This window comes from Chryseobacterium gambrini, assembly GCF_027920505.1.
GTDB lineage: Bacteria > Bacteroidota > Bacteroidia > Flavobacteriales > Weeksellaceae > Chryseobacterium > Chryseobacterium gambrini.
On sequence record NZ_CP115857.1, the window covers coordinates 892,968 to 918,321 of the forward strand.

Consider the following 25,354-nt stretch of genomic DNA (forward strand, 5'->3'; position numbering starts at 1 on the left):
AAAGAGATCCTTCGGCTGCTTCGCGCTCAGGATGACAGCGCAGAAAAGCAATGATTTAGAGTATGATATTCAATTGAAATCGTTTGACAATTATTTATTGTAATAAAAAAGAGATCCTTCAGCTGCTTCGCGCTCAGGATGACAGCACAAAAAAGCACTGATTTTAAAGTATGATATCTGATTTGAAATCGTTTGACAATTATTTATTGTAATTAAAGGAGATCCTTCAGCTGTTTAATATACTTAGAAGTAATTTAAGAACTTACATTTTACATCTGCGGAATCTACACAATTTAAATGAAGCAATTTCAGATAAAAATCAAAACAACAAATCATTGTGATAAAGAAGAGATCCTTCGGCTGCTTCGCGCTCAGGATGACAGCGCAGAAAAACAATGATTTTAAAGCATGATATCTGATTTGAAATCGATTGACAATTATTCGTTGTAATAAAAAAAGAAATCCTTCGGCTGCTTTACATTCTTAAAAAGTAGCTTAAGAAGTAACTTTTTATATCTGCGGAATCTGCACAATCTGCGTGAAGTAATTACGTACGAAAATCAAAACAACAAATCATTGTGATAAAGAAGAAATCCTTCGGCTGCTTCGCGCTCAGGATGACAGCGCAGAAAAGCAATGATTTTAAAGTATGATATCTGATTTGAAATCGTTGGACAATTATTTATTGTAATAAAAAAAGATCCTTTGGCTGCTTACTATATTTAGAAAGTAATTTAAGCAGTTACATTGTATATCTGCGTCATCTCCACAATCTGCGTGAAGTAATTGCGCACAAAAATCAAAACAACAGATCATTGTGATAAGAAGAAATCCTTCGGCTGCTTCGCGCTCAGGATGACAGCGCAGAAAAGCAATGATTTAGAATATGATATTCAATTGAAATCGTTTGAAAATTATTTATTGTAATTAAAGGAGATCCTTCAGCTGTTTAATATACTTAGAAAGTAATTTAAGAAGTTACATTTTATATCTGCGGAATCTGCACAATTTACATGAAGCAATTGCGGATAAAAATCAAAACAACAGATTATTGTAATAAAAAAGAAATCCTTCGGCTGCTTCACGCTCAGGATGACAGAGGAATGGCAGGATAATTCAGCAGAATCTGGTATTTAATCCCGCCAACGAAAGACATAAAAATACTATCATTTTTTGAGGGCAGTATTGAAAAACGATTTCGGATAGTATATTTTCTTTCCGATTTTTATGTACGGAATATTCTGTGATTTCCGGATTCTGAATAAAGTACTGTCGCTGATATTCAGCAGTCTTTTTACATCGGCACTGTCATAATACTGCGAATCGGTAATCTGCTTTTTCCTGAGGGTATCCAGAATTTCAGAAAAAATGTCCAGAACGGTATGCATCAGCTCTTCATCATACAACGGTGGATTGTTGGGTTTCTTTTTCATCCTGTGCTTTTTTAAAAGAAATAATGTTATTAATTTTTATTTCAAACGTTGAGGAAATATAAAATATTGTTTCATTCAGATTCATCTCAGCAGGAGTCTTATAACCAGAAAAAAAAGGGATTCATAGATTTTATCAAATCAAAGAAAATTATTTATTAAAATATGAAATATCTGAAATCTGAAAAACTAAATTTATATTGAAAAATGAATGATATTCACAGAAAAAAAAATTCATATTTTTTTTGATAATTTTGAAATTCAACAAAATTACCATACATGTTTCTAACATTACACTCTTCATAAAGATTATCATCCTGTGCATTGAATGTAGGGTAATCCTCCTTAAAATCTGTTTATAATTACAAAGACACAATTAATTATTGTTAATCATCCATCTAGGTTCAAAGATTTTATTTCAGATAAAATGTAATAAGAATATTTCTACAGCAACCCCACCGTGAGCTGAGCGGAGTCGAAGCGCACATCATCATAAATAATCATTCCTAAAGTTGTTTAAACCCGCAAAGACGCAGGTATTTGTTTTTTAATCACGTTTTAAGGCGCAAAGATTTTATCTCCGATAAAATTTTAATGCAGATATTTTTACGCTTCGGCTCCGCTCAGCGTACCTCAGCGCGATTCCATTTTAAGCAAATCATTGTAAACAACCTGTCACCGTACGCTTCGGCTCCGCTCAGCGTACTTCAGTGCGATTCCATTTAAACAGATCATTGTAAGCCAAACCATCACCGTGCGCTGAGCGGAGCCGAAGCGCACTACAATTTCATTTTAAACAAATCATTGTAAACGAAACCCTCCACCGTGCGCTGAGCGGAGCCGAAGCGTACATTAAAATACACCCATAAAAAATATTTTTCACCATGATTTCCAACCTTTTTGAAAAAAAATGCATCCTTTAAAATAAAACGACATGTTTTGTCGTTAATGCTTTGTAATTTTGCAGAAAAGTAAAAAAGACAGGAGTTTATTTTTATTATTCTGAACAAAAAATTAATAAAAACAAGCTGTTAAAAGCTTATAAAAAAACAATAGCCATGATTAAAACAAATAAATTTCGGACAGGTTCTGTCAAATTCAGTATCAATACTTTAAGAATGCGGGGTTCCTTATTTTTCTAAGCATTCCCTTTCTTAATTTCACTTTACAATAACGTTAAAATTACACTAAGTATGAAAAAACTCAGCATGAGTGTGTTCACTCTGTGCAGCATTCTGGGCGTTTCCGCCCAGGAAGTAGTCTGGCAGAAAGACATCCGGTCTTCAACGCAGGACTTTCTCTCACAGGTCACTACAACCATCGATCAGCAGTATTTAATTACCGGAAGCAGCATTCGGGGTAACAGCCAAAAGATCACAGGTAGCAGCTCTCCTGCCACCTCCGGTCTGCCTTCTGCCACCTCGCAGCAGAACAACGGTTACGATTTCCATCTGGTAAAACTCAACCAGCAGGGCGAAGAGGTTTGGGAAAAATATTTCTCAGGGAAGAACCACGATTTTTTATCGGCAACGGTTAATACTCAGGAAGGAGGATTTCTTCTTGCCGGAACTTCCTACAGCGGAAAAGGACTGGATAAAAAAGAGGATTCTAGAGGCGGATCGGATTTCTGGCTGATCAGAATCAACGAATTTGGCGATGAATTATGGCAGAAAACCATAGGCAGTACTGCGGACGAAGAAGCAAGAGCGGTGATTCAGACCACCGATGTGGGGTTCTTTGTAGCGGGATCCTTCGGCTCCGCTCAGGATCCGAAAATGAAGGGCTACGGTTCCAAAGATGTTTTGGTGGTACGACTGGATAAAAGCGGGAAAGAACTATCCCAATTGGTATTAGGCGGGAAAGGTCTTGATGAAGTGGAAAAGATGATTCCCACCAAAGACGGTGGAGCTTTGTTAGGGATCTATTCGAGAAGCGCAGCTTTGGCAGGAAGCGGGAAGTTTGATGCAGGAAGTAGTAAAACCATCAACTATCAACCAAAAACAAGCAACAATTTTGGTGAAGGCGATTACTGGATCGTGAAACTTTCGAAAGACGGAAAAGTGGAATGGGAAAAGAATTTCGGAGGAAAAGGCGATGATCATGTAAGAACACTTGCGCTGACTTCAACCGGCTATCTGATCGGTGGAGAATCCAGATCGGAAAGATCGGGAAATAAATCGGTGGGTATTGAAGAAGGTACAGACCTCTGGTTAATCTCCATTGATGAAAGAGGCGAAGAAATCTGGCAGAAATCCTACAGCTTTAAAAACCGGGATGTTCTGATGGGGGTGAGTGTCATTGCCGGGAAGCAGGAAGATGGAAGCGGGAAGTCCAAAGGGATTCTTTTAGGCGGTTATACGCAGGCGGAAGGCAGGATTGAAAATGATGATGAAACTTTCTGGATGCTGTATCTTGACCAGAACGGAAACGAGCAGTGGAGAAAGCACGTGAAAGGAGAATCCCGAAAGAAAGAGGAACGGTTATCTGATATTAAGCTGAACCGTGACGGATCAATTGTACTTGCAGGAACCAGCGCAGAGGAACTGGGGAAAGAAAACTGGAAGATCGTGAAGCTGGGGGATAAACAGGTTGACCAGCTTATCGAAAAGCAGGATATTAAGATCTACCCGAACCCGGTAACGGATTATGTGTATGTGGAGCTTGGGTTTGAGGGCTTAAGAGAGGGAGCGTTTGAGGCTGAGATTGCAGTGTACGACATGGGCGGAAGAAAGCTTGAAACGGTAAAAACAAAAAACAAGATCACCAAGATCAATACCCAGCCTTTGATTCAGGGCGCGTATCTGGTGACGGTGAAAACCAATGATAAAACGGCGAATGCCAAAATGATTAAAAAATAATACAAATGAGAAAATATTTAATAGGAATTGTCTTTTGTCCTGTAATACTTATTTCAGGACAGGAGTTAAGTTTTATTCCAAGTTCTCCACAGTCTTTTCAGTTTACAAGAGAAAAAAGTGTCTCTGAAGATGAGCATACCGGAAAATTAAATATAAATATTCCGCTGCTCAGCTTAAATGGCAATAAAATTTCAACAGCTCTATCATTACAATATTTTGGTGCCGGGGTTAAGGTAGATGATCTTCCCAATGATACAGGAATGACATGGATGATAAATGCCGGAGGAATTATAAGCCGCACCGTAAATGGACTTCCCGATGAAAACACTGATAGATTAACTAAAAATTATAATGAAATTACTCAGAATGCAGCTTCTGACTGCGCAGCAGATGATATCTTAAGAAAAGTCTGCTATCAGCCTACGGCAATAGATTCGGAAAGAGATGTTTTTAACGTCAAAGTACATAATATTTCTGCATCATTTTATTTGGACGAAAACTTTAACCCTTACTTTATGAAGAATGATTCTGATGTAAAGATTAAAACAATTAACGCTGATCCCAACTTAGGAAACAGAAGCTTTACAGGGTTTGAAATGACGGATGCAAACGGGATAAAATACATTTTCGGAGGTTCACTGGATTACAGAGAAATGACAGGGTCTAAGATGATGCCTGCTCCCGGCGGAATAAGCAATTATGCCGATACTTCTTATTTCTTAAAGGAAATTATCCATCCTAATAATGAAAAAATCTCTTTCACATATCAAAACTCCGATTTTGAAACCCATACGGTTTTCGAAAATGATATCTGCTATTTATTTTCAGGAAACAATTTAGATCCATCTAATAATCCTGTTTCTGTTCTTTCACCGGAGATAAAAAAATCTTTTCAGACATTATATGTATTAAACAAAAAAAGAATCAGCCAGATTACTTCAACCGAAAGCAATCGGATGATAAAGTTCAATTATGATACGAAGATCAATTCTGAATTCAAAACATATTTATCGTCCATTGAACTGAAAGAAAATAATACGGAAAAAGAGAAGATACTATTTAATTATGTTTTTGACGGTGCCAAAAATAATAACAGATCCCAACGTTTCTTTCTTACCTCTGTTCAGCTGTATAAAAATAATGTCTTTGAAAAAAAATATAATTTTTCTTACAATGATCCTTTAGAACTCCCCAAGAGAATTTCTTACGAACAGGATATGTATGGCTATTATAATAACAAAACCTTGAATCAGTCTTTGATTGCTTCTTTTCATAATTATATGCTGCCGCTTTCATAAGCATATACCCCTGCTGTTTTAAATTCTTTCGGAGAAAGAACACCAGATTTTTTCTATGCTTCCAAAGGTCTGTTAACTGAAGTGAATTATCCTACAGGAGGTAAAACCACCATTGAATATGAAGCTCCTCCTATGAGAGATCTGCAGCAGGTAAACGGAGGGGTAAATCTGCTCTTCAATAATAATGTTATGGAGCCTGACCGTTTATATGGTGAGTGGATCATAGAAAATATTTATCAGCCTCAAACAGTTAATATTAATTATTCAATGGGTTCTGATAATTATAACGGGAATCATACCCAACAGTTTTCATGGAAATTAATTGATCTTGACACGGGACAGACACTATTAATAAGCGGCCGTATATTAGGATACAGCAGCCAGATACAAACCCAAATATTTCAATTTTTACCCAATAAACGTTATAAGCTGATTGCACAGGCAGGAGCCAATAATCCTCCTATATCTGTAAACAGTTATGTTATGGCCAACGTTGCATTAAGCTACACCCAACTTTCTGACAATTCTGTAGACGGCTATGGAATAAGAGTAAAATCTATAAAAGATACCGATCAGGGAGTGGTGAAAAGCTATAAAAGATTATATTATAATCCTGCTGAAATTTACGATCATCAAAGTTTACCTGTTTTAAAAACAATTCCTCAGATAAGCACTGTTTCTATAGGAGATCATCATGCTGCCGGTCCTGCTATAACGTATGCTTTGCATAGCTCAAATAATACAAGTGATATGTACAACAGCAGTCTTCAGGAGCGTTATGAGTTTGTAACGACCAGCGTGGGGGGAGACCATTTTGAGAACGGTGGTTACGAAAAAATGTTCAGAAAAGATTATAACGAGCCTAATCAGGTTTTAACAATTGATCCGGGACCCGGATATTGGTCTTCAAGTGTATCTACAGGACTTAACTATAGTGCTTTTATACAGAACGTTATTACAAGCACATTTTTCAGTGCAAAATCCAACCGTTTGACGTTCAGTGGTAATGTATTGAGAACCAGAGATTTTGTAAAGGTAGGCAATAATATTTTCAGAAACAGACAAACCAATTATTCCTATAACTATCAGATTTTAAAAGCACAGCCTAATCTCATTGTGTTTAAAATGTATGATGAAAGCACGTTGGCGCTTTGCAGCTATGGAGATGTTCAAAGAATTTCTAATTATCATTTGGGTTTATACAATCATTACACGATAGATGCTAAGCTTCGCAAAGAGGAGGTTGTAGAGTATATAGATTATATGCCTTTAGAGACCTCCCTTTCTGACCCATCCTATGATGATTATCTCAACCCTAACTACCGTAAACTGATTACCACAAAAAATTATGACTACTCTTCAATGCACAGCCAGGTTACCAAACAAACCCTCACAACCCCTGACAACAGCATCACAGAGACAAATTACCAGTACGCCCACGAAAAAAACAACCAGTTATTGATCTCCAGAAACATGATCGGTATTCCATTGGAAACCACCGTTACGCAAACCGTTGGCGGTGTTACCAAAACACTGGGCAAAACAGAAACGGTGTACCCTGCTTCCCTTCCTACGCCCCAGGCAGGAAATCTCGTGCTTCCGTTATCCCAGAAATCGTATGATAAACTCAGCGGTACTTCATCCACCGATGTTACCTACGACAGATACGATGAAAAAGGAAACATGCTTCAGTACACCACCAAAGACGGAATTCCGGTAGCCCTTGTCTGGGGATACTACAAAACCCAGCCCATTGCCAAGGTGGAGGGAATCACTTACGACCAGCTGACTTCCACAGTTCCGGTTTCAGGGATTGTAACGGCTTCCGACAATGATGCCGCAGATCCTGCACAGGAAAACCTTCTTCTGGATGCCCTGAACAGCTTCAGGAAACAGTCGGCTCTTTCAGGAAAGCTGATCTCCACCTACACCTACGATCCGCTGATCGGGGTAACCAGCATCACGCCTCCGTCCGGAGTAAGACAGACCTACACCTACGATTCGGCAAACAGGCTGAAAGAAACAGGAGTAAGAGGAAAAAACAGCGCAGGAAGCTATATCAACAAAAAAATGTCTGAAAACAAGTACAACTACAAACCATAACACAAACATGAGAAAATACAGTACAACCAAAGCATTCTCCCTGTTGGGGCTGAGCATTGCCGCGATGTCCTTCGCACAGTCCCAGAACGAGAACTACATACAGTCCCAGAGCTGTCTGAATGACGACTGCAGCCGGAAATCCGAGACCATCACTTACTTTGACGGTCTGGGAAGACCCAAGCAGATCATCAGTGTAAAAGCGGCACCCGGCGGAAAAGACCTGGTAACACCCGTTACCTATGACGGCTTCGGAAGACAGGTGAAAAACATCCTTCCCGTGCCTGCCGCCACCCAGAACTCCTCCATCCATACCGGAATTACCGATGAAACCGCTGCCAACTCCTATTACGGGGTTTCCAATGCATATTCTGAAAAAGAAATGGAAAACTCCCCGCTGGACAGGGTATTGCAGCAGGCAAGCCCGGGAGAGCCATGGAAGATGAGCTCGGGACACACCCAGAAGCTGAAGTACGAAACCAATCTGGGAACAGAGGTGAAGAAATTTATCACCAGTACAACGACCAGTACCGTGAACAATGTTTCCACTACGGTTTCCACGCTTTCGGTTTCTTCAGATAATTCGGGATATTATCCTGCCGCAACACTGTATAAAAACACCGTTACCGATGAGGACGGAAACCCTGTAACGGAATTTAAAAACGGACAGGGACAGACGATTCTGGTGCGCAGAAATGACGGGGCACAGAATGTGGACACATATTACGTGTACAACGAGTACAACCAGCTGGCTTTCGTCCTTTCCCCGAAAGCGGTAAAACAGATTTCAGATAACAGTAACCTGATTACGGATGCTATTTTAAACGAACTCTGCTACCAGTACCGGTACGACGGCAGAGACCGTCTGGTTGAAAAAAGACTGCCCGGAAAAGAATGGGAACTGATGGTCTACGATAAACAGGACCGTGTGGTGCTCACGCAGGATGCCATCCTGAGAACAGCAAACAACAGCTTCGGAAGCAAAGGCTGGCTTTTTACCAAATATGATGAGTTCGGAAGAGTGGCGTATACCGGTTTCTTCTCCAACACCGCATCGAGACAGGTAATGCAGAATGCCCTGAACAGCATGACCGCCAATGCCTACAATACGGAAAGAAGATCCTCCACCTCCTTTAATCTGCAGGGGCTGGACGTATACTACGACAAACAGGCATTTCCTACGGGAAGCATGACCCTGCTTTCGGTTAATTATTACGATACCTATCCTCCCGAAGCTCCGGCAGTTCCGACAACGGTTCTCGGGCAGCATACGATGAAACAGACGCTGGGAAGCAGTGAAGATGCTTCCACAATGGGAATTTTAACCGCTGCCTACGTTAAAAACATAGAAGACAACAACTGGACGAAAACCTACAGCTATTACGATTCGATGGGAAGGGCAATTGCCACCAAAAGCACCAACCATCTCGGAGGGTACACCAACACCGAAACCGAACTGGATTTTGCGGGAGTTCCTTTAAAAACCAATACCTATCACCTCAGAAAGCAGGGCGAAGTCGGGGTAACGTTACAGGAAAGGTTTGAGTACGATTCTCAGAACAGGTTGGTAAAACATTACCATCAGGTAGACAATAATCCCGAAGAACTGCTTGCCGAAAACACCTACAACGACCTGTCCCAGCTTGTGAACAAGAAAGTAGGAAATAATCTTCAAAGCATCGATTACACCTACAACATCCGCGGATGGATGACCAAGATCAATGATCCTGCAAACCTTAACGGAAAACTGTTCGGGTATAAAGTAAAATACAGTGAAGTGGAAGGGCTTGAAACGCCCAATACAGACTTTTCTACTCTGAAAGTAAAACCGAAATACAACGGCAATATTGCGGAAGTAGACTGGAGAACAGGAACAACCACAGGAGACAACCTGAGAAGATACGGCTATGTTTATGATGGAGTGAACAGATTACTGGCAGGATTTTACCAGAAAGATACCAATCCTTCTGCAAAGGAATACTTCGAAAAGATGGAATATGATCTTAACGGAAATATTTCAAACCTGAAAAGATCGGCGCAATCTCAGCAAGGCGCTCCTGCATTTAATATTGATGATCTTGGCTATATTTATACCGGAAACAGGCTGACTTCCGTTACCGATTCCTCAACAGATTACAGAGGCTATCCGGATACTTCAGGAAACACGATTTCCTACGACCTGAACGGAAACATGAAAGATCATAAGGATAAAGGTATTCTTCAGATTGATTATAATTTTTTAAATCTTCCGAAATACATTAAGTTCAGTGATTTTGCAAGTTACGACAGGAGCAATAAAGTATATGTAAATACGAATTATCTTTACAGAGCAGATGGCTCAAAGATCAGGAAAGTACATAATTATAAAGATCCTTCCTATGCTTATGCTTTGGGAATCAGAACCACCGATTACTTGGATGGGTTTCAATATGAATATGACTGGACACCATTATCCGGAATACCTACGAATGATTTTCAGTTAAAATTTGTCCCTACTTCAGAAGGGTATTTTGATTTTGTAAAAAATAAGTATATTTACAACTACACAGATCATTTGGGAAATATCCGTTTAAGTTATTTCAACAATGGAAGTGGCGCAGAAGTTCTTGAAGAAAATAACTATTATCCGTTTGGGATGAAGCATGAAGGATACAATACTTCTTTCAGTTTTGGAAGCAGTTACCAGTACAAATACAACGGCAAGGAATTACAGACGGAGTCCGGCATGTATGATTACGGTGCAAGGTTTTATATGGCTGATATCGGTAGATGGGGCGTCGTTGATCCGCTCGCGGAAACTTCACGTCGTTGGTCTCCATATAATTATGCTTATAATAATCCGATTAGATTTATTGATCCTGATGGAAGATCAAATCAAGATATCATTAAAGTAAATTCTCAAGGTTATGTTCAAGAGATTATCCCTCAAGAAGGTCCTCATGTTGTTCAGGATATGGAGGGTAATCAATTAAATTTAAATGATAACGCTAATGATCAAGAGCAATTAGATTATGTTATTCAAATGGCAAATTTAATGTCTCCAATTGATTTACAATATGATGGTTTACGATTATTTACACCTTATTCGGCTCAAGATATGGCAGATACTTTTAATAAAATTGGCATTGGAAATATAAAAGATAAAGCACAATATCTTCAGGCTTTTGGAGAGCAATCATTCATTATGTTTCCTTGGATGAGTTATATGGGATCTTTAGGTAATGGGGAATTTGATTTTGCTGGAGAAATGGGAGCTCTTGTAAGAAATGGAGGTAATCAACCAAGTTTACAAGGACCTACAGACACACCTGTTGATGGAACGGGAGGATTTGTAAAATTTGAAGGAAGCAATACTTTATACAACGTATATGATGGCGGGAATTTTATGACAGGTAAAGCTTTCCAAATGATTGGAGCTCCATTGGATGTTTTGGAAAAAGGTGCAAATTTCAATAGCAGAATAAGATTTGATGGAAAAGATACTGCAACAGACAAAAAAGCATATACTACTGGTTACAATTATAATAGAGTGGGATGGAAAAAATAAATGATAAATTATTATCAATACTATCATTCGTCATATTTTTAATTAATATGATTAAATATTATTTGATAAATGTAGAACAATTAATATATTCTTATAGTCCTCAAAATGGATTAATGAGTTTAATCTTATTTCCAATAATAATTATAGGGTTAATATTTTCATTAATTGTTATAGTGAAGAATATATTTTATAATAAGCGTAGTATTTTAAATGTTATCTTGTCAATGCCTTTAATTATTTTTTTTATTTATTTTTTCTTTATAAAATGAGATTTGGTAGTTCACAGGATAGAACATATATGCCATTGGATACAACTATAACAGAGTAGGATGGAAAGAATAAATATTAAAAATTTAGCAATTTTATCTTTTGTAATTTTTTTGTTAAATTTATCTGCATTTATCTTTATAGATATATTAGGATTGATTAGTCCATATTCAGCATTTAATAGAAAATTTAGTTTTTTTGTTTTACTTCCTTTGAATGTAATAGGTATATTAATATCAATTATTGTAATAATTAAGAATAGTTTAAGTAAAGGAAATATTATTAACTCTTTATTATGTATTCCTTTACTAGCATTATTATTTTACTTCTTCTTTCTGAAAGGAGTTTATCTAAAGTGAAATTGTAATATTGTGGATATCTTATCTCGCGGATTTGTAATCCGTGAGCAACAATAAATAACCCACCGCTTTGCGGTGGGTTTTGTGTTATAAAGAGCAGCACAATATAAAATGCTTTTCATTTTTAACCTCAGAAAGCAGGGCGAAGTCGGGGTAACGGTACAGGAAAGATTTGAGTACGATTCTCAGAACAGGCTGGTAAAACATTACCATCAGGTAGACAATAATCCCGAAGAACTGCTTGCCGAAAACACCTATAACGATCTGTCCCAGCTTGTGAGCAAGAAAGTAGGCTCTACATCGGGTTCTGCGCCCCTGCAAAGCATCGATTACGATTACAACATCCGTGGATGGATGACGGAGATCAACAAAAACCAGATGGCGGCTACCGATCTTGGCGGAAAACTGTTTTCCTACAAGATAAAATATACCAGTCGCGACGGGATCGAAAATCCGGATACAGCTTAGTTTTCAGGAAAAAATGTTGTCCCGAAATACAACGGGAATATTACAGAAGTAGACTGGAGAGCCGTAGAATCTATTGGGGCAAATCCATCAACAACCCCGAAAAGATACGGGTATGCCTATGATAAAATTAACAGGCTTACAGCAGGGTTTTACCAGAATCCCCAAAACCCGAACAGTAAAGAGAATACGGAATCTTTAGCGTATGATCTGAACGGGAATATCACCAGTCTGTACAGAACCTCGGTTCTGGAATATGGGAATACAACGCCGACCATGATTGATAACCTGCAATACATCTATGCTTCCGGCAATACCGGCAACAGGCTTACCAACATCAATGATTATGCACAGAATGCAACAGGATACGAAGGCGGAGGACAAACCATCGGATATGATGTGAACGGAAACATGATCAGTATGCCGGATAAGGGAATCAGTGTGATCAAATACAATCATTTAAATCTTCCCCATCATCTGGAATACAGCAGGGACGGCATTGAAATGGTGAAACTGGACACAAAATACCGCGCCGACGGAACAAAGCTCCATAAGGTAAACACCACAACGATTTCCGGAATTAACGGTTACACAACCTCTGTAAAGACCATCGATTACCTTGACGGCTTCCAGTATCAGAACATCACTAATTCAGGTGGCGGAGGCGGTGGAAGTTCGTCTTTTTCGGCTTCCAATCTTGAGAGTTCTAGAGCGATGGAAACCCAGGCGTTCAGTCTTGTGGACATTGGAGGGCTGGAACCTGTCGGAATGCTGAAGAATTCTGAACTGCAGTTTTTGCCGACTTCAGAAGGATTTTACGATTACATAAAAAATCAATATATTTACCAATATAAAGATCACTTGGGAAATACAAGGGTAAGTTTTGGAAAAAACAGCGCAGGAGTTCTAGAAATTGTGGATGCTAATGATTATTATCCTTTCGGAATGAATCATTTGAAGAGTGGAAATTCATTCTTTGGATCAAGTTCGTATAAGAATTATAAATACAACGGGAAAGAGTTGCAGGAGTCCGGCATGTATGATTACGGTGCAAGGTTTTATATGGCGGATATCGGAAGATGGGGCGTCGTAGATCCTTTAAGTGAAAAAGGACATAATTTTTCTCCTTACAATTATGCAATCAATAATCCAATAAGATTTATTGATCCGGATGGAATGTGGATTAGTATTACAGATGGGGATAATCAATATCGATATTCTAACGGACAAACCCAGCATCAAGTAGATGGAAAGTGGGTTGCAATAGATAAGAATGTAAAATTATCTGATAATGTTATAGGTATTGTAGCAGGGCTGCAAGCTTTAGAAAATGGCGGGGATGCAGGGAAAGATTTGGTTTCTTATTTTGATAATGATAAACATGATGCTAGTATTGTGTATGATAAGGGAAATGCTGGAGATGCAGGTATAAACTTATCAGACCCTATTAAAATAGATCCGAAGGCAAGCGCTAAAACTCCTACAACTAATGGTCTTGTAAATTCTCCATTCTTTGTAAGTCTTGGACATGAACTAGGACATAAAAGAGACGAAAGTACTTATTTATTAAATGGAAGTTGGTTCGGGGTGAGTCGAGGAGAAATTTTTGCTTCTCATTGGGAAAATAGAATTCGTGCTGAAAATGGATTATCCCTTAGAATTTCTTATGGAAAAAATAGTAATAATCCAGACGGATTACAAGGTAAAACAGTCCTAATTGATTCAGTAGGTAACAGTTTATATTATAATTCATATGGAAGTTTGTATAATTGGAGAACACAGGAAGCAGAAACAGCAGATAGAGCAAGTTCAATAAATTCTTTATTAATGTGTGCACCAAATCAAACACTTAGAGGAAGATATAATTATTATGACAATGTTAAACATACAAAAAAGAAATAGCTATTTTACAGGTTTTCTAACTCTATTCTGTTTACAATCTTGTTATGCTCAAAACCAACAAATAAAAAACTTTTTCGAAGATAAAAAGAAGAATGCATATGAAAATTGTGTTAAAGAGTCTGAAATTGATAAGATTATAAAGAATGGTGAGATTAAAGAGACTGTAAATTTGATGCTTAATGATTGTAAAGATGAATCCAAAATCTTTGACAATTTTATAGATGGTACTAATGCTTTATTGGCTTCATTACCAGAAAGAAGTACAGATTTTATTATCTTCAATTGGAAGAAATATGATACTTATATTCCTTCCCCTACGGTTAGTATACTCCAAATCGATAAGACGCAAGTTATAGAATTTACATATTATGACGAAGAAAGGAATTCTTATGATACACCTTTGAAAAGGAAAGTATATGAAGAAAAAGAAGGGAAATTTAAAAATGAGCTTCTTTATATTCAATATAAGTTAAATGGAGAAAAAATGGATGACAGTATGATTCAATATCAACGTAATGATTATTACATAATCAAAAGAATTAAGGGAAAATATTTTTATTATACCATACTTAATGGAAAGTTAGAAACCCGATAGACCCTTTCTCTCGGATTTGTAATCCGTGAGCAACAATAAAGAACCCACCGCAAAGCGGTGGGTTTTGTGTTTTATAGTAAAGCAAAACTTACTTATAGCCCTGATCTCCCCGATTTGTAACCAAGATCAATGATCCTGCAAACCTTAACGGAAAACTGTTCGGGTATAAAGTAAAATACAGTGAAGTTGAAGGGCTTGAAACGCCCAATACAGACTTTTCTACTCTGAAAGTAAAACCGAAATACAACGGCAATATTGCGGAGGTAGACTGGAGAACAGGAACAACCACAGGAGACAACCTGAGAAGATACGGCTATGTTTATGATGGAGTGAACAGATTACTGGCAGGATTTTACCAGAAAGATACCAATCCTTCTGCAAAGGAATATTTCGAAAAGATGGAATATGATCTTAACGGAAATATCTCCAATCTGAAAAGATCGGCACAATCTCAGCAAGGTGCTTCTGCATTTAATATTGATGATCTTGGCTATATTTATACCGGAAACAGGCTGACTTCCGTTACCGATTCCTCAACAGATTACAGAGGTTATCCCGATACTTCAGGAAACACCATTTCCTACGACCTGAACGGAAACATGAAAGATCATAAGGATAAAGGTATTCTTCAGATTGATTATAATTTTTTAAATCTTCCGAAATACATTAAGTTCAGTGATTTTGCAAGTTACGACAGGAGCAATAAAGTATATGTAAATACGAATTATCTTTACAGAGCAGATGGCTCAAAGATCAGGAAAGTACATAATTATAAAGATCCTTCCTATGCTTATGCTTTGGGAACCAGAACCACCGATTACTTGGATGGGTTTCAATATGAATATGACTGGACACCATTATCCGGAATACCTACGAATGATTTTCAGTTAAAATTTGTTCCAACTTCAGAAGGGTATTTTGATTTTGTAAAAAATAAGTATATTTACAACTACACAGATCATTTGGGAAATATCCGTTTAAGTTATTTCAACAGTGAAAGTGGCGCAGAAGTTCTTGAAGAAAATAACTATTATCCGTTTGGGATGAAGCATGAAGGATACAATACTTCTTTCAGTTTTGGAAGCAGTTACCAGTATAAATACAATGGCAAGGAATTACAGACGGAGTCCGGCATGTATGATTACGGAGCAAGGTTTTATATGGCTGATATCGGGAGATGGGGTGTCGTAGATCCTGCTACTGAATTAGGAAGAAGATTTTCACCATATAATTATGCTTTTGACAATCCGATAATGTTTGTTGACCCAGATGGAATGTGGCCATGGCCAACTTGGAACCAGGTTAAAAGTTTTGGAAGAGGAGCTTGGAACGCTACGAAAGGTATGGTTAAAGGTACACTAGAAGGTGCCAGTCTTCAAAGAGCAGCAGTTATAGGAACAGTAAATGCTATGAAAACATATAAAGCATTTAGACAAGGAGGAGTAAAAGCAGCAGTTAAACAAGCAACTAACATAGTATATGAAGAGACTGGTACTAAAGCACTTGTACAAACAGGCAAAGGTGTAGCAAAAGGAGATGCGGAATCTATAGGCTCTGCTACGGTTATGGTTATAGCGGCTGTAACTACTCACAAAGTAATGGGAGCAAAAGCAGGAAAAGTAGCAACTGCTACTGAAACATCTACTACTTCTCTAGAAGGAGCGCAACTTTCAAGATCACAAATGAGTACTGTTGTTGGAGGTGGAGGAGCTGAAAGAGCTGCCCAGTTCTCTTCTCAATGGGAAAGTGCTAGTTTATCAGAAACCATACAAAAAATTGCACCTGAAGCGGAAGGAACAACAACGGCTACAGGTAAAACCATTTACAATAATTCCGAAACAGGGTTGCAAGTTGTTTATGATAATACAGGAAATTACTTTAGAATAGAAGATACGAATCTGTCTGGAAGGAGAACTTATTTGGATTTGGAAGGAAACGTGCCTAATAATAAAACAGTAAACGGAAAGCAAATGGGAAGAAGTCAAGCTGAATATAATCAAGTAACTCATTTTAATAATATAGATTAAATATGTCAAAAAAAATTATTGTTCCAAAGAGTAAAGAAGCTGAAATTGCATTGGATTACGATGCAGTAAGTCCGGATCAGATCGTGGAATTAAATATAACAAATGATGAATTCAAGAAATTATGGGATGATGGCGTCTTTATTTTAATTAATAAAATAGCAAATAGCAATATTGATGATTTTGAAGACGAGCATATTACAAATTTAGAATCTATACATAATTCATTAAATGAATTAAAAAAAAGTGCTAATGGCTCGGATGAAATCAATGAAATGTTTGAGCTAGCTTTATCGTATGAAACTAGCATACATTTTTATTTCTAAGGTAACCTGATCTCGCGGATTTGTAATCCGTGAGCAATAATAAAGAACCCACCGTAATTGCGGTGGGTTTTGTGTTATAAAGAGCAGCACAAAATAAGATGCTTTCATTTTTAACCTCAAAAAACATAGCGAATTGGGTAACGGTACAGGAAAGATTTGAGTACGATTCTCAGAACAGGTTGGTAAAACATTACCATCAGGTAGACAATAATCCTGAAGAACTGCTTGCCGAAAACACCTACAACGATCTGTCCCAGCTTGTGAACAAGAAAGTAGGCTCTACATCGGTTTCTGCTCCCCTGCAAAGCATCGATTACGATTACAACATCCGCGGATGGATGACGGAGATCAACAAAAAGCCGACCATGATTGATAACCTGCAATACATCTATGCTTCCGGCAATACCGGCAACAGGCTTACCAACATCAATGATTATGCACAGAATGCAACAGGATACGAAGGCGGAGGACAAACCATCGGATATGATGTGAACGGAAACATGATCAGTATGCCGGATAAGGGAATCAGTGTGATCAAATACAATCATTTAAATCTTCCCCATCATCTGGAATACAGCAGGGACGGCATTGAAATGGTGAAACTGGACACAAAATACCGCGCCGACGGAACAAAGCTCCATAAGGTAAACACCACAACGATTTCCGGAATTAACGGTTACACAACCTCTGTAAAGACCATCGATTACCTTGACGGCTTCCAGTATCAGAACATCACTAATTCAGGTGGCGGAGGCGGTGGAAGTTCGTCTTTTTCGGCTTCCAATCTTGAGAGTTCTAGAGCGATGGAAACCCAGGCGTTCAGTCTTGTGGACATTGGAGGGCTGGAACCTGTCGGAATGCTGAAGAATTCTGAACTGCAGTTTTTGCCGACTTCAGAAGGATTTTACGATTACATAAAAAATCAATATATTTACCAGTATAAAGATCACTTGGGAAATACAAGGGTAAGTTTTGGAAAAAACAGCGCAGGAGTTCTAGAAATTGTGGATGCTAATGATTATTATCCTTTCGGAATGAATCACCTAAAAAGTGGAAATTCATTCTTTGGATCAAGTTCGTATAAAAATTACAAGTACAACGGTAAAGAATTGCAGGAGACGGGCATGTATGATTACGGTGCGAGGATGTATATGGCTGACATCGGAAGGTGGGGCGTCGTAGATCCTTTAGCGGAAAAGATGACGAGACATAGTCCTTACAATTATGCGTTTAATAATCCTATTCGGTTTACAGATCCAGATGGTATGGAACCTTATGATCCAATCATTACAATTACAAATCAAATAGTTGGATGGACACAACAAAAGTTAGTCGGAAATTATACAAAAGGAAAAAACGATTATTTAACTATAGGTGTTCCTTTGTATAAAGCAGTTGTCACGGATGATGAAGATGCAAATTTCAAAATGGAGTTTATGGTCACTCGTGATTCTTGGGTAGTTAATCAGGATAAAGGAAATTCAATGACTTTAGACAATATTGCGTTTGAACCAAAGGTCGGTGGCTCTAATGAATATGATACTGAATTTATTGATGTTTATCCTCATAGTAATGATACAGCTGCCTTTGAATTAAGACAGGAAGGAAGTAAAATCTTAGATTCGGAACCACGTAAAAATGATAAAGGTCAGGATGCCACGTCTGCTTCAAGTGTAATGATTCATGTCGGAGGAGTATATAAAAATGAAGAAGAAAACAAAATTAGACACTCCGGATCTTTAGCTTGTTTTGGAATTGTGAATAATAATAATTCTATGAAAAATACTTCTGATAGTGAAGCTAAAAGAGTAATCGGAGGAATCAGAAAACAAGCTGATAAAGATTCTATGTTTGGATATTCTAATATAAAAGTAATTATACAACCAAGAACAAATGTACAGAGAACACAAGAAGTTAAAAAGCCTAGTAATACTAATTAGTATTGCATTTACTATATTATCCTGCAATAAATACAAAGGAGATTTTTCAATAATAAGCACATATTATAGTAAAAATCCATTATGTCCTAAATATATTTATTATGAAGGTAAAAAATTAACTATCGAAAATATAAGAAAATATAGAAACGGAAAACTTTCTGAATATATTGGTTGTGGTTCAGAAGGTTTATATACAGATGATTTTGCTAAAGGTGGAAAATATTCTAAAGAAGACGAAGCAGTAAAACAGTTATCTATTTCTAAAAAAGGAAAAAAAATATTTTTTTTCGATAAAGAATATGAAGCGATCAAAGAAAATCATGATACAATTTTTGTAAAATCAAAAGTTGAGAATGAATATTTTGTTTTTGTGGGAATAATTCCAGAAAATTAAATGTAATAAACTCAATCCCGATGACGCGGATTTATAATCCGTGAGGAATAATAAAGAACCCACCGCTTTGCGGTGGGTTTTGTGTTATAATGCAACGACATCTTATTAGAGATCTTTAAATTTTTAGCAGTAAGCATTATTTTTTATGTTAATACATTTTGCGGAAATAATCAATATATTTACCAGTACAAAGATCACTTGGGAAATACAAGGGTAAGTTTTGGGAAAAACAGCGCAGGAGTTCTTGAAATTGTGGATGCTAATGATTATTATCCTTTTGGTATGAATCATTTGAAGAGCGGAAATTCTTTCTTCGGAGCGAGTTCGTATAAGAATTATAAGTACAATGGGAAGGAGCTTCAAGAAACGGGCATGTATGATTACGGTGCAAGGTTTTATATGGCTGATATTGGTAGATGGGGAGTTATAGATAATTATAGTGAGAATTATTTTCCTATTTCTCCTTATACTTATGTAGCAAATAATCCGACTAAATTTATTGATATAAACGGAGAATGGATATATATTAATGACCAAAATGGGACTCAGTATAGGTATCATAATGGTTCCACACAGCATCAGATAGATGGAAAATGGACAAATGTAGATGCAAATACTAAATTATCAAATTTTGTTGTTGATATTGTAGCAGGGTTAAGTCATCTAGATAAAAATACCTCTATAGGAAATGAGATGATTGAGTACTTTGATCAGGCGCAGGGTAAAGATGGAAAAGTAAGAGATCTTTATTTTAATTATACCAGCGGAGGTTCCCAAATAAAATATGGTATAAGTAATATAATTGAATTAAATACATCTTCAACCAAAGGAGTTTGGACTACTTCAGGTAATGCTTCGGCATATTCTCCTTTATATACAACAATAGCCCACGAAATGGGGCACATTTACGAAAATTATGCGTTAGGCGTAACTTCTCAAATTGATACAAGATTTGGACCTAACAGTACTACAGCAGAAATATATGGAACACATGTAGAAAACATTGTAAGAGCTGAATCAGGTCTACCATTGAGAACAAATTATGGGAGTGTTTGTTTAGGTTCTACATGTATTCCTAATAAAGACGGGAGGCTAATAGATAATGCTGGAAATAGTATTTATTATAATTCAAATGGAAGTCAAATATCTCCTATTCCTAGTGTGCAAAGCGTTCTTAATGTAAATAGTACAATATTGCAAAATAAATATAATTATAATGGAGCTGCTGCATATTATAACCTGCGAAAAATTAAAAATCGTACTAGATAATCTATAAACTTTTGAAAATGAAAAATATTATTTTAATATTTAGTATTATGTTATTCTCATCTTGTAATTCTCAAGGAAAGATTACTTTGAGACAGATGAATGAAAACTTATTAAGAGATAAAAATTCTTTTGCTTATCATGATTCAACTGCAATAAAAACACTTACAGAAGGATATAATATTTTTAGGCTATTAGGAGCGAAGACCAACGACATAAATCCAGATAAAAAATATTCTCATATTTATATAGAAGATGGTTTTCATGATGAAGAAGGTTTTTACAATGGAATTTTTATTGTAAATAATAAAAATATTTTCGAAGTTACTACGAGTCCTTATAAATTACAATATGACAGTCTTTCTTATACCAAAGTCAAAGAGAAAAATGAACTTGTTTTTTATACAAAAAAACTTTCTACAGAAGATTTTAGGAATAATTATGTTGATGAATACTTTAGATATGAATTGATTATTCAAGATAAAGTTCATGCTTTTGAAAAATGTTTGGCAATAGATCAATATACACCCAAATCAATTATTTATGCAAAAAACTATTACTTTGCAGGAAGAGGAATTAAAACTTACAATTTACCAATAAAGTATAGTGATATTAGAAATGGGATTAAAGGACTACCTTATTTTAATGATGATAAAAAGAAAGAATTTGTAAAATGTATAAATGAATTGGATATATTAAAAATACATAATTAATATACCCTACGACGCGGATTTGTAATCCGTGAGCAATAATAAATAACCCACTGCAATTGTGGTGGGTTTGCGTTTTATAGCGTAGCTGCGTTTTTGGCAAAAAAATCTTTAAACTTTTTATTGGTAAGCATTTTTTCCACAACATCCGCGGATGGATGACGGAGATCAACAAAAACCAGATGGCGGCAACGGATCTTGGCGGAAAACTGTTTTCCTACAAAATAAAATATACCAGTCGCGAGGGGATCGAAAATCCGGATACAGCTCAGTTTTCAGGAAAGAATGTTGTCCCGAAATACAACGGGAATATTACAGAGGTAAACTGGAGAGCGGTAGAAAGTCTGGGAGCCAGTCCTTCGCTAACCCCGAAAAGATACCATTAGGATTGAAATAGAAGGAGCAGAAAATCAGAAAGGAATAATAAAAATATGGTAACAGCCTACTGCACAAAAGTATCCCGACTTTTAGCGGATAAAAATAACCCAACGCAATTACATTGGATTTTGTGTTTTATAGCGCTGCTGTGTTTTTAACAAAAAAATCTTTTATTCTCAAATGAAATCATTAATTTCAAAATTTATCCCGCCAAATGGACAGACATCGTCTACCTATATACAACCAGCGAATAGAAGTGCTCAGGCAAGGCAAATTTTATTAGATTAATGTTAAAATTATCCAAAATATATGGTACGAAATAGAAGTTTTAATAAGTTAATTCTTGTTATTCATGACTTAATGATACATGTTAAAATAATGAGTGTAAATAAAGTTCCTCACAAAGAAATGTATGATTTTATAGATGAAATTGAATATTTACCTCAATTGATCGTAAGTGAAGAAGATCAGACTAAACTATTTGATAACGAATTAATAAGGATATGTGAAAAATATAATCTTACAAATATTCTTAGTAAATATAATGAGCTGTCAGAATAAGATTCTATTATTTATTGTATGGATCACTTTACGAAATAAAAAAAAGTTGACCAGCAAACCATGGAGAATCTGAGAACCAATCGTTAGTTAACCCAGAAAAGATCTGGTTTTTCCTTATGATCCACTCAACACTCTGCTACAGGGTTTTACCATTTTTCAGAATTTAGTTCTGAAGATCAATTAAAAAAGTTTTCAATATAATTGACATCTTCCGTAAAACAGCATAATAACAACACTCCTACCCTTTCAGATTAAAATATCCGGAAAAATGATTCATATGCTTCAATCAGCCATCTACTTACATCTCGGGTAAAAATTTCATTTAACAAAGTCTTCATTATCCGTAGAAATTGAAATAGCTTCACATACAGAATGATCTTTATTCAATCTGTTTTTAAAAATTAAAAAATAATACAAAATTCCATCTTCCAAAAAAGATTTAATCTGCTCATAAATTATCGGCTTCACTGTTACTTTACGCAATTTTTGGGCAAAATATCTTTATAAAACAATCATAATCACTAAATTTGTGAGTCTTAAAAAAATCAAATAATAAATTACAGTATAATGTCAGACAAATCAAAAATCTATTACACGCTTACGGATGAGGCTCCTATGTTGGCTACACACTCTTTTTTACCGATTGTGAAAGCTTTTACAAAATCTGCAAACATCGAGATCGCCGTTCCGGATATTTCTTTGGCAGGAAGAATTTTAGCCAACTTCCCGGAATTTTTGAAAGATGATCAGAAGATCGGTGATGCTTTGGCTGAATTGGGTCAGTTAGCGACTCAGCCGGATGCCAACATTATCAAGTTACCGAATATTTCAGCTTCTGCTCCTCAATTGGATGAAGCAATTGCAGAACTGCAGTCTAAAGGTTTTGCAGTGCCTAATTATCCTGCTGAGCCTAAAAATGATGAAGAGAAAGCGATTAAAGCGAAATATGCCAAAGTTTTAGGAAGTGCCGTAAACCCTGTATTAAGAGAAGGAAATTCTGACAGACGTGCTCCAAAAGCCGTTAAAAACTATGCAAAAGCAAACCCTCACAGAATGGGCGACTGGGCTTCTGACAGCAAAACAGACGTTGCGCACATGAACGGAGGAGATTTCTATGGAACAGAAACCTCAACAACAGTAGAAAATGCTGCAAAATTTAAGATCGTTTTCAAAGGAAACGACGGTTCTGAAACGCAATTGAAAGATTTCGCCAACCTTCAGGCTGGAGAAGTAATTGATTCTTCTGTAATGAATCTCAATGCTTTAAAAGCTTTTGTACAGGAAGCTATTGAAGAAGCTAAAAACAGAAATGTACTTCTTTCGGCACACCTTAAAGCGACCATGATGAAAATCTCTGATCCGATTATTTTCGGAGCAATTGTAGAAACGTTCTTCAAAGAGGTTTTCACTAAATATGCAGAGACCTTCAAGTCTTTAGATGTTAATCCAAACAACGGTCTTGCTGATCTTTTCGAAAAAATAAAAGGAAATGCTCAGGAAGCGGATATCAAAGCAGATATTGAAGCGGCTCTGGCAAACGGACCGAGAGTGGCGATGGTAAATTCAGACAAAGGGATTACCAATTTCCACGTTCCTTCCGATATCATCGTTGATGCTTCTATGGCTGCTCTGGTAAGAGGCGGCGGAAAAATGTGGAACAAAGACGGAAAAGAAGAAGATACGGTTTGTATTATTCCGGACCGTTCTTACGCAGGTTTCTATCAGTCTGTTATTGATGATATGAAAGCACATGGGAAATTAGATCCTACCACAATGGGTTCTGTTCCGAATGTTGGTTTAATGGCTCAAAAAGCTGAAGAATACGGATCTCACGACAAAACGTTCCAGGCTTCTGCGGAAGGAACCATTGAAGTTCAGGACGAAAACGGAAACGTTCTTCTTTCTCAGAAAGTAGAAAAAGGAGATATTTTCAGAATGTGCCAGACAAAAGATGCTCCGATTCAGGACTGGGTAAAATTAGCAGTAAACAGATCCAGATTATCTGATACTCCGGCTATTTTCTGGTTAGACAAAGGAAGAGCACACGACAGAGAAATCATCAAAAAAGTTGAAAAATACTTAGCCGATCACGATACCACCGGATTAGACATCAGAATCATGGATGTAAAAGACGCCATGACGGAAACATTAAAAAGAGCTAGAGAAGGAAAAGATACCATTTCTGTATCCGGAAACGTATTGAGAGATTATTTAACTGACCTTTTCCCAATTCTTGAACTTGGAACTTCTGCTAAAATGCTTTCTATTGTTCCATTGATGAATGGAGGTGGTCTTTTTGAAACCGGTGCGGGAGGTTCTGCTCCTAAACACGTTGAGCAGTTCATCGAAGAAGGTTATTTAAGATGGGATTCTTTAGGTGAATTCCTTGCTTTACAGGCTTCTTTAGAGCATTTGGCGCAAACTCAGGGGAATACAAAATCTCAGGTGTTAGCGGATGCACTGGATGAAGCTAATGCTAAATTCTTAGCTACCGACAAGTCTCCTGCAAGAAAAGTAGGTCAAATCGATAATAGAGGTTCCCACTTCTATCTGGCAATGTACTGGGCTGAAGCTTTAGCAAACCAGACTGCTGATGCAGAATTAGCAGCACAATTCGCTCCGATTGCAGAGGCAATGAAGGAAAACGAAGAAGTGATCAACGCAGAATTAATTGGTGCGCAGGGAAAACCTCAGGATATTGACGGTTACTATAAAACAGATACTTACAAGACGTATGCTGCCATGAGACCAAGTACGGTTTTAAATGAAATCATCGACGGAATTTAATTTCGTTTTTACTAAAATATTTTTTAGCCATAGCCGACTGTAGTTCGATTATGGCTAATTTTTTATAGTCTGTAAAATCAGCTTAGCTTAATCAAACGCTTTTCGTCAAATCAGCCTACGCCTTTCCTGCTGCGGATTTCAAAAATT

At 36.9% G+C, this 25,354-nt stretch carries 16 protein-coding genes; 15 read left to right on the forward strand and 1 reads right to left on the reverse strand.

What is annotated here, in order from left to right:
• Positions 1 to 1,166: 1,166 nt before the first annotated feature.
• Positions 1,167 to 1,433 carry a helix-turn-helix domain-containing protein gene (locus PFY09_RS03980; RefSeq protein WP_228408210.1) on the reverse strand — a complete coding sequence of 89 codons (267 nt, stop codon included), beginning with the start codon at positions 1,431 to 1,433 and terminating at the stop codon, positions 1,167 to 1,169.
• A gap of 1,190 nt (positions 1,434 to 2,623) precedes the next feature.
• Between PFY09_RS03980 and PFY09_RS03985 the strand changes: the two genes are divergently transcribed.
• The 15 genes from PFY09_RS03985 (at position 2,624) to PFY09_RS04055 (ending at position 25,207) form a co-directional block, all read left to right on the forward strand.
• The gene (locus PFY09_RS03985) at positions 2,624 to 4,288 is read left to right on the forward strand and encodes a T9SS type A sorting domain-containing protein (protein WP_271161480.1); all 1,665 of its coding nucleotides are present in this window, start codon (positions 2,624 to 2,626) and stop codon (positions 4,286 to 4,288) included.
• Positions 4,289 to 4,293: 5 nt separating this feature from the next.
• Complete coding sequence (locus PFY09_RS03990) at positions 4,294 to 5,586, forward strand: hypothetical protein (protein WP_271161481.1); 1,293 nt, start codon at positions 4,294 to 4,296, stop codon at positions 5,584 to 5,586.
• Positions 5,587 to 5,667: 81 nt separating this feature from the next.
• Positions 5,668 to 7,689 carry an RHS repeat domain-containing protein gene (locus PFY09_RS03995; RefSeq protein ID WP_271161482.1) on the forward strand — a complete coding sequence of 674 codons (2,022 nt, stop codon included), beginning with the start codon at positions 5,668 to 5,670 and terminating at the stop codon, positions 7,687 to 7,689.
• Positions 7,690 to 7,696: 7 nt separating this feature from the next.
• Positions 7,697 to 11,233: a DUF6443 domain-containing protein gene (locus tag PFY09_RS04000; RefSeq protein WP_271161483.1), complete on the forward strand. Its 3,537-nt coding sequence runs from the start codon at positions 7,697 to 7,699 to the stop codon at positions 11,231 to 11,233.
• Between the two features lie 737 nt (positions 11,234 to 11,970).
• The gene (locus PFY09_RS04005; RefSeq protein ID WP_271161484.1) at positions 11,971 to 12,327 is read left to right on the forward strand and encodes a hypothetical protein; all 357 of its coding nucleotides are present in this window, start codon (positions 11,971 to 11,973) and stop codon (positions 12,325 to 12,327) included.
• 273 nt (positions 12,328 to 12,600) lie between these two features.
• Entirely contained in the window at positions 12,601 to 14,226 is a 1,626-nt protein-coding gene (locus PFY09_RS04010) for an RHS repeat-associated core domain-containing protein (protein ID WP_271161485.1), read from the forward strand.
• Positions 14,201 to 14,821: a hypothetical protein gene (locus PFY09_RS04015; protein ID WP_271161486.1), complete on the forward strand. Its 621-nt coding sequence runs from the start codon at positions 14,201 to 14,203 to the stop codon at positions 14,819 to 14,821. Before PFY09_RS04010 ends, PFY09_RS04015 begins: the two co-directional genes overlap by 26 nt.
• A 329-nt stretch (positions 14,822 to 15,150) precedes the next feature.
• The gene (locus tag PFY09_RS04020; RefSeq protein WP_271161487.1) at positions 15,151 to 16,848 is read left to right on the forward strand and encodes an RHS repeat domain-containing protein; all 1,698 of its coding nucleotides are present in this window, start codon (positions 15,151 to 15,153) and stop codon (positions 16,846 to 16,848) included.
• Positions 16,849 to 16,850: 2 nt separating this feature from the next.
• A complete protein-coding gene (locus PFY09_RS04025) occupies positions 16,851 to 17,171 on the forward strand; it encodes a hypothetical protein (RefSeq protein WP_076396835.1) in 321 nt (106 codons plus the stop codon).
• A 98-nt stretch (positions 17,172 to 17,269) separates the two neighbouring features.
• The gene (locus PFY09_RS04030; protein WP_271161488.1) at positions 17,270 to 19,111 is read left to right on the forward strand and encodes an RHS repeat domain-containing protein; all 1,842 of its coding nucleotides are present in this window, start codon (positions 17,270 to 17,272) and stop codon (positions 19,109 to 19,111) included.
• Entirely contained in the window at positions 19,065 to 19,505 is a 441-nt protein-coding gene (locus PFY09_RS04035; protein WP_271161489.1) for a hypothetical protein, read from the forward strand. The genes PFY09_RS04030 and PFY09_RS04035 overlap by 47 nt, the downstream gene beginning before the upstream one ends.
• 198 nt (positions 19,506 to 19,703) lie before the next feature.
• The gene (locus tag PFY09_RS04040; protein ID WP_271161490.1) at positions 19,704 to 20,774 is read left to right on the forward strand and encodes an RHS repeat-associated core domain-containing protein; all 1,071 of its coding nucleotides are present in this window, start codon (positions 19,704 to 19,706) and stop codon (positions 20,772 to 20,774) included.
• A 17-nt stretch (positions 20,775 to 20,791) separates the two neighbouring features.
• Positions 20,792 to 21,484 (forward strand): hypothetical protein, encoded by a 693-nt coding sequence (locus PFY09_RS04045; RefSeq protein WP_271161491.1) that lies wholly within the window; start codon positions 20,792 to 20,794, stop codon positions 21,482 to 21,484.
• A 155-nt stretch (positions 21,485 to 21,639) separates the two neighbouring features.
• Positions 21,640 to 21,867: a hypothetical protein gene (locus PFY09_RS04050; protein ID WP_271161492.1), complete on the forward strand. Its 228-nt coding sequence runs from the start codon at positions 21,640 to 21,642 to the stop codon at positions 21,865 to 21,867.
• Between the two features lie 1,120 nt (positions 21,868 to 22,987).
• Positions 22,988 to 25,207, forward strand: coding sequence for an NADP-dependent isocitrate dehydrogenase (locus PFY09_RS04055; protein ID WP_271161493.1), 2,220 nt, complete (start codon positions 22,988 to 22,990; stop codon positions 25,205 to 25,207).
• Positions 25,208 to 25,354: the final 147 nt, after the last annotated feature.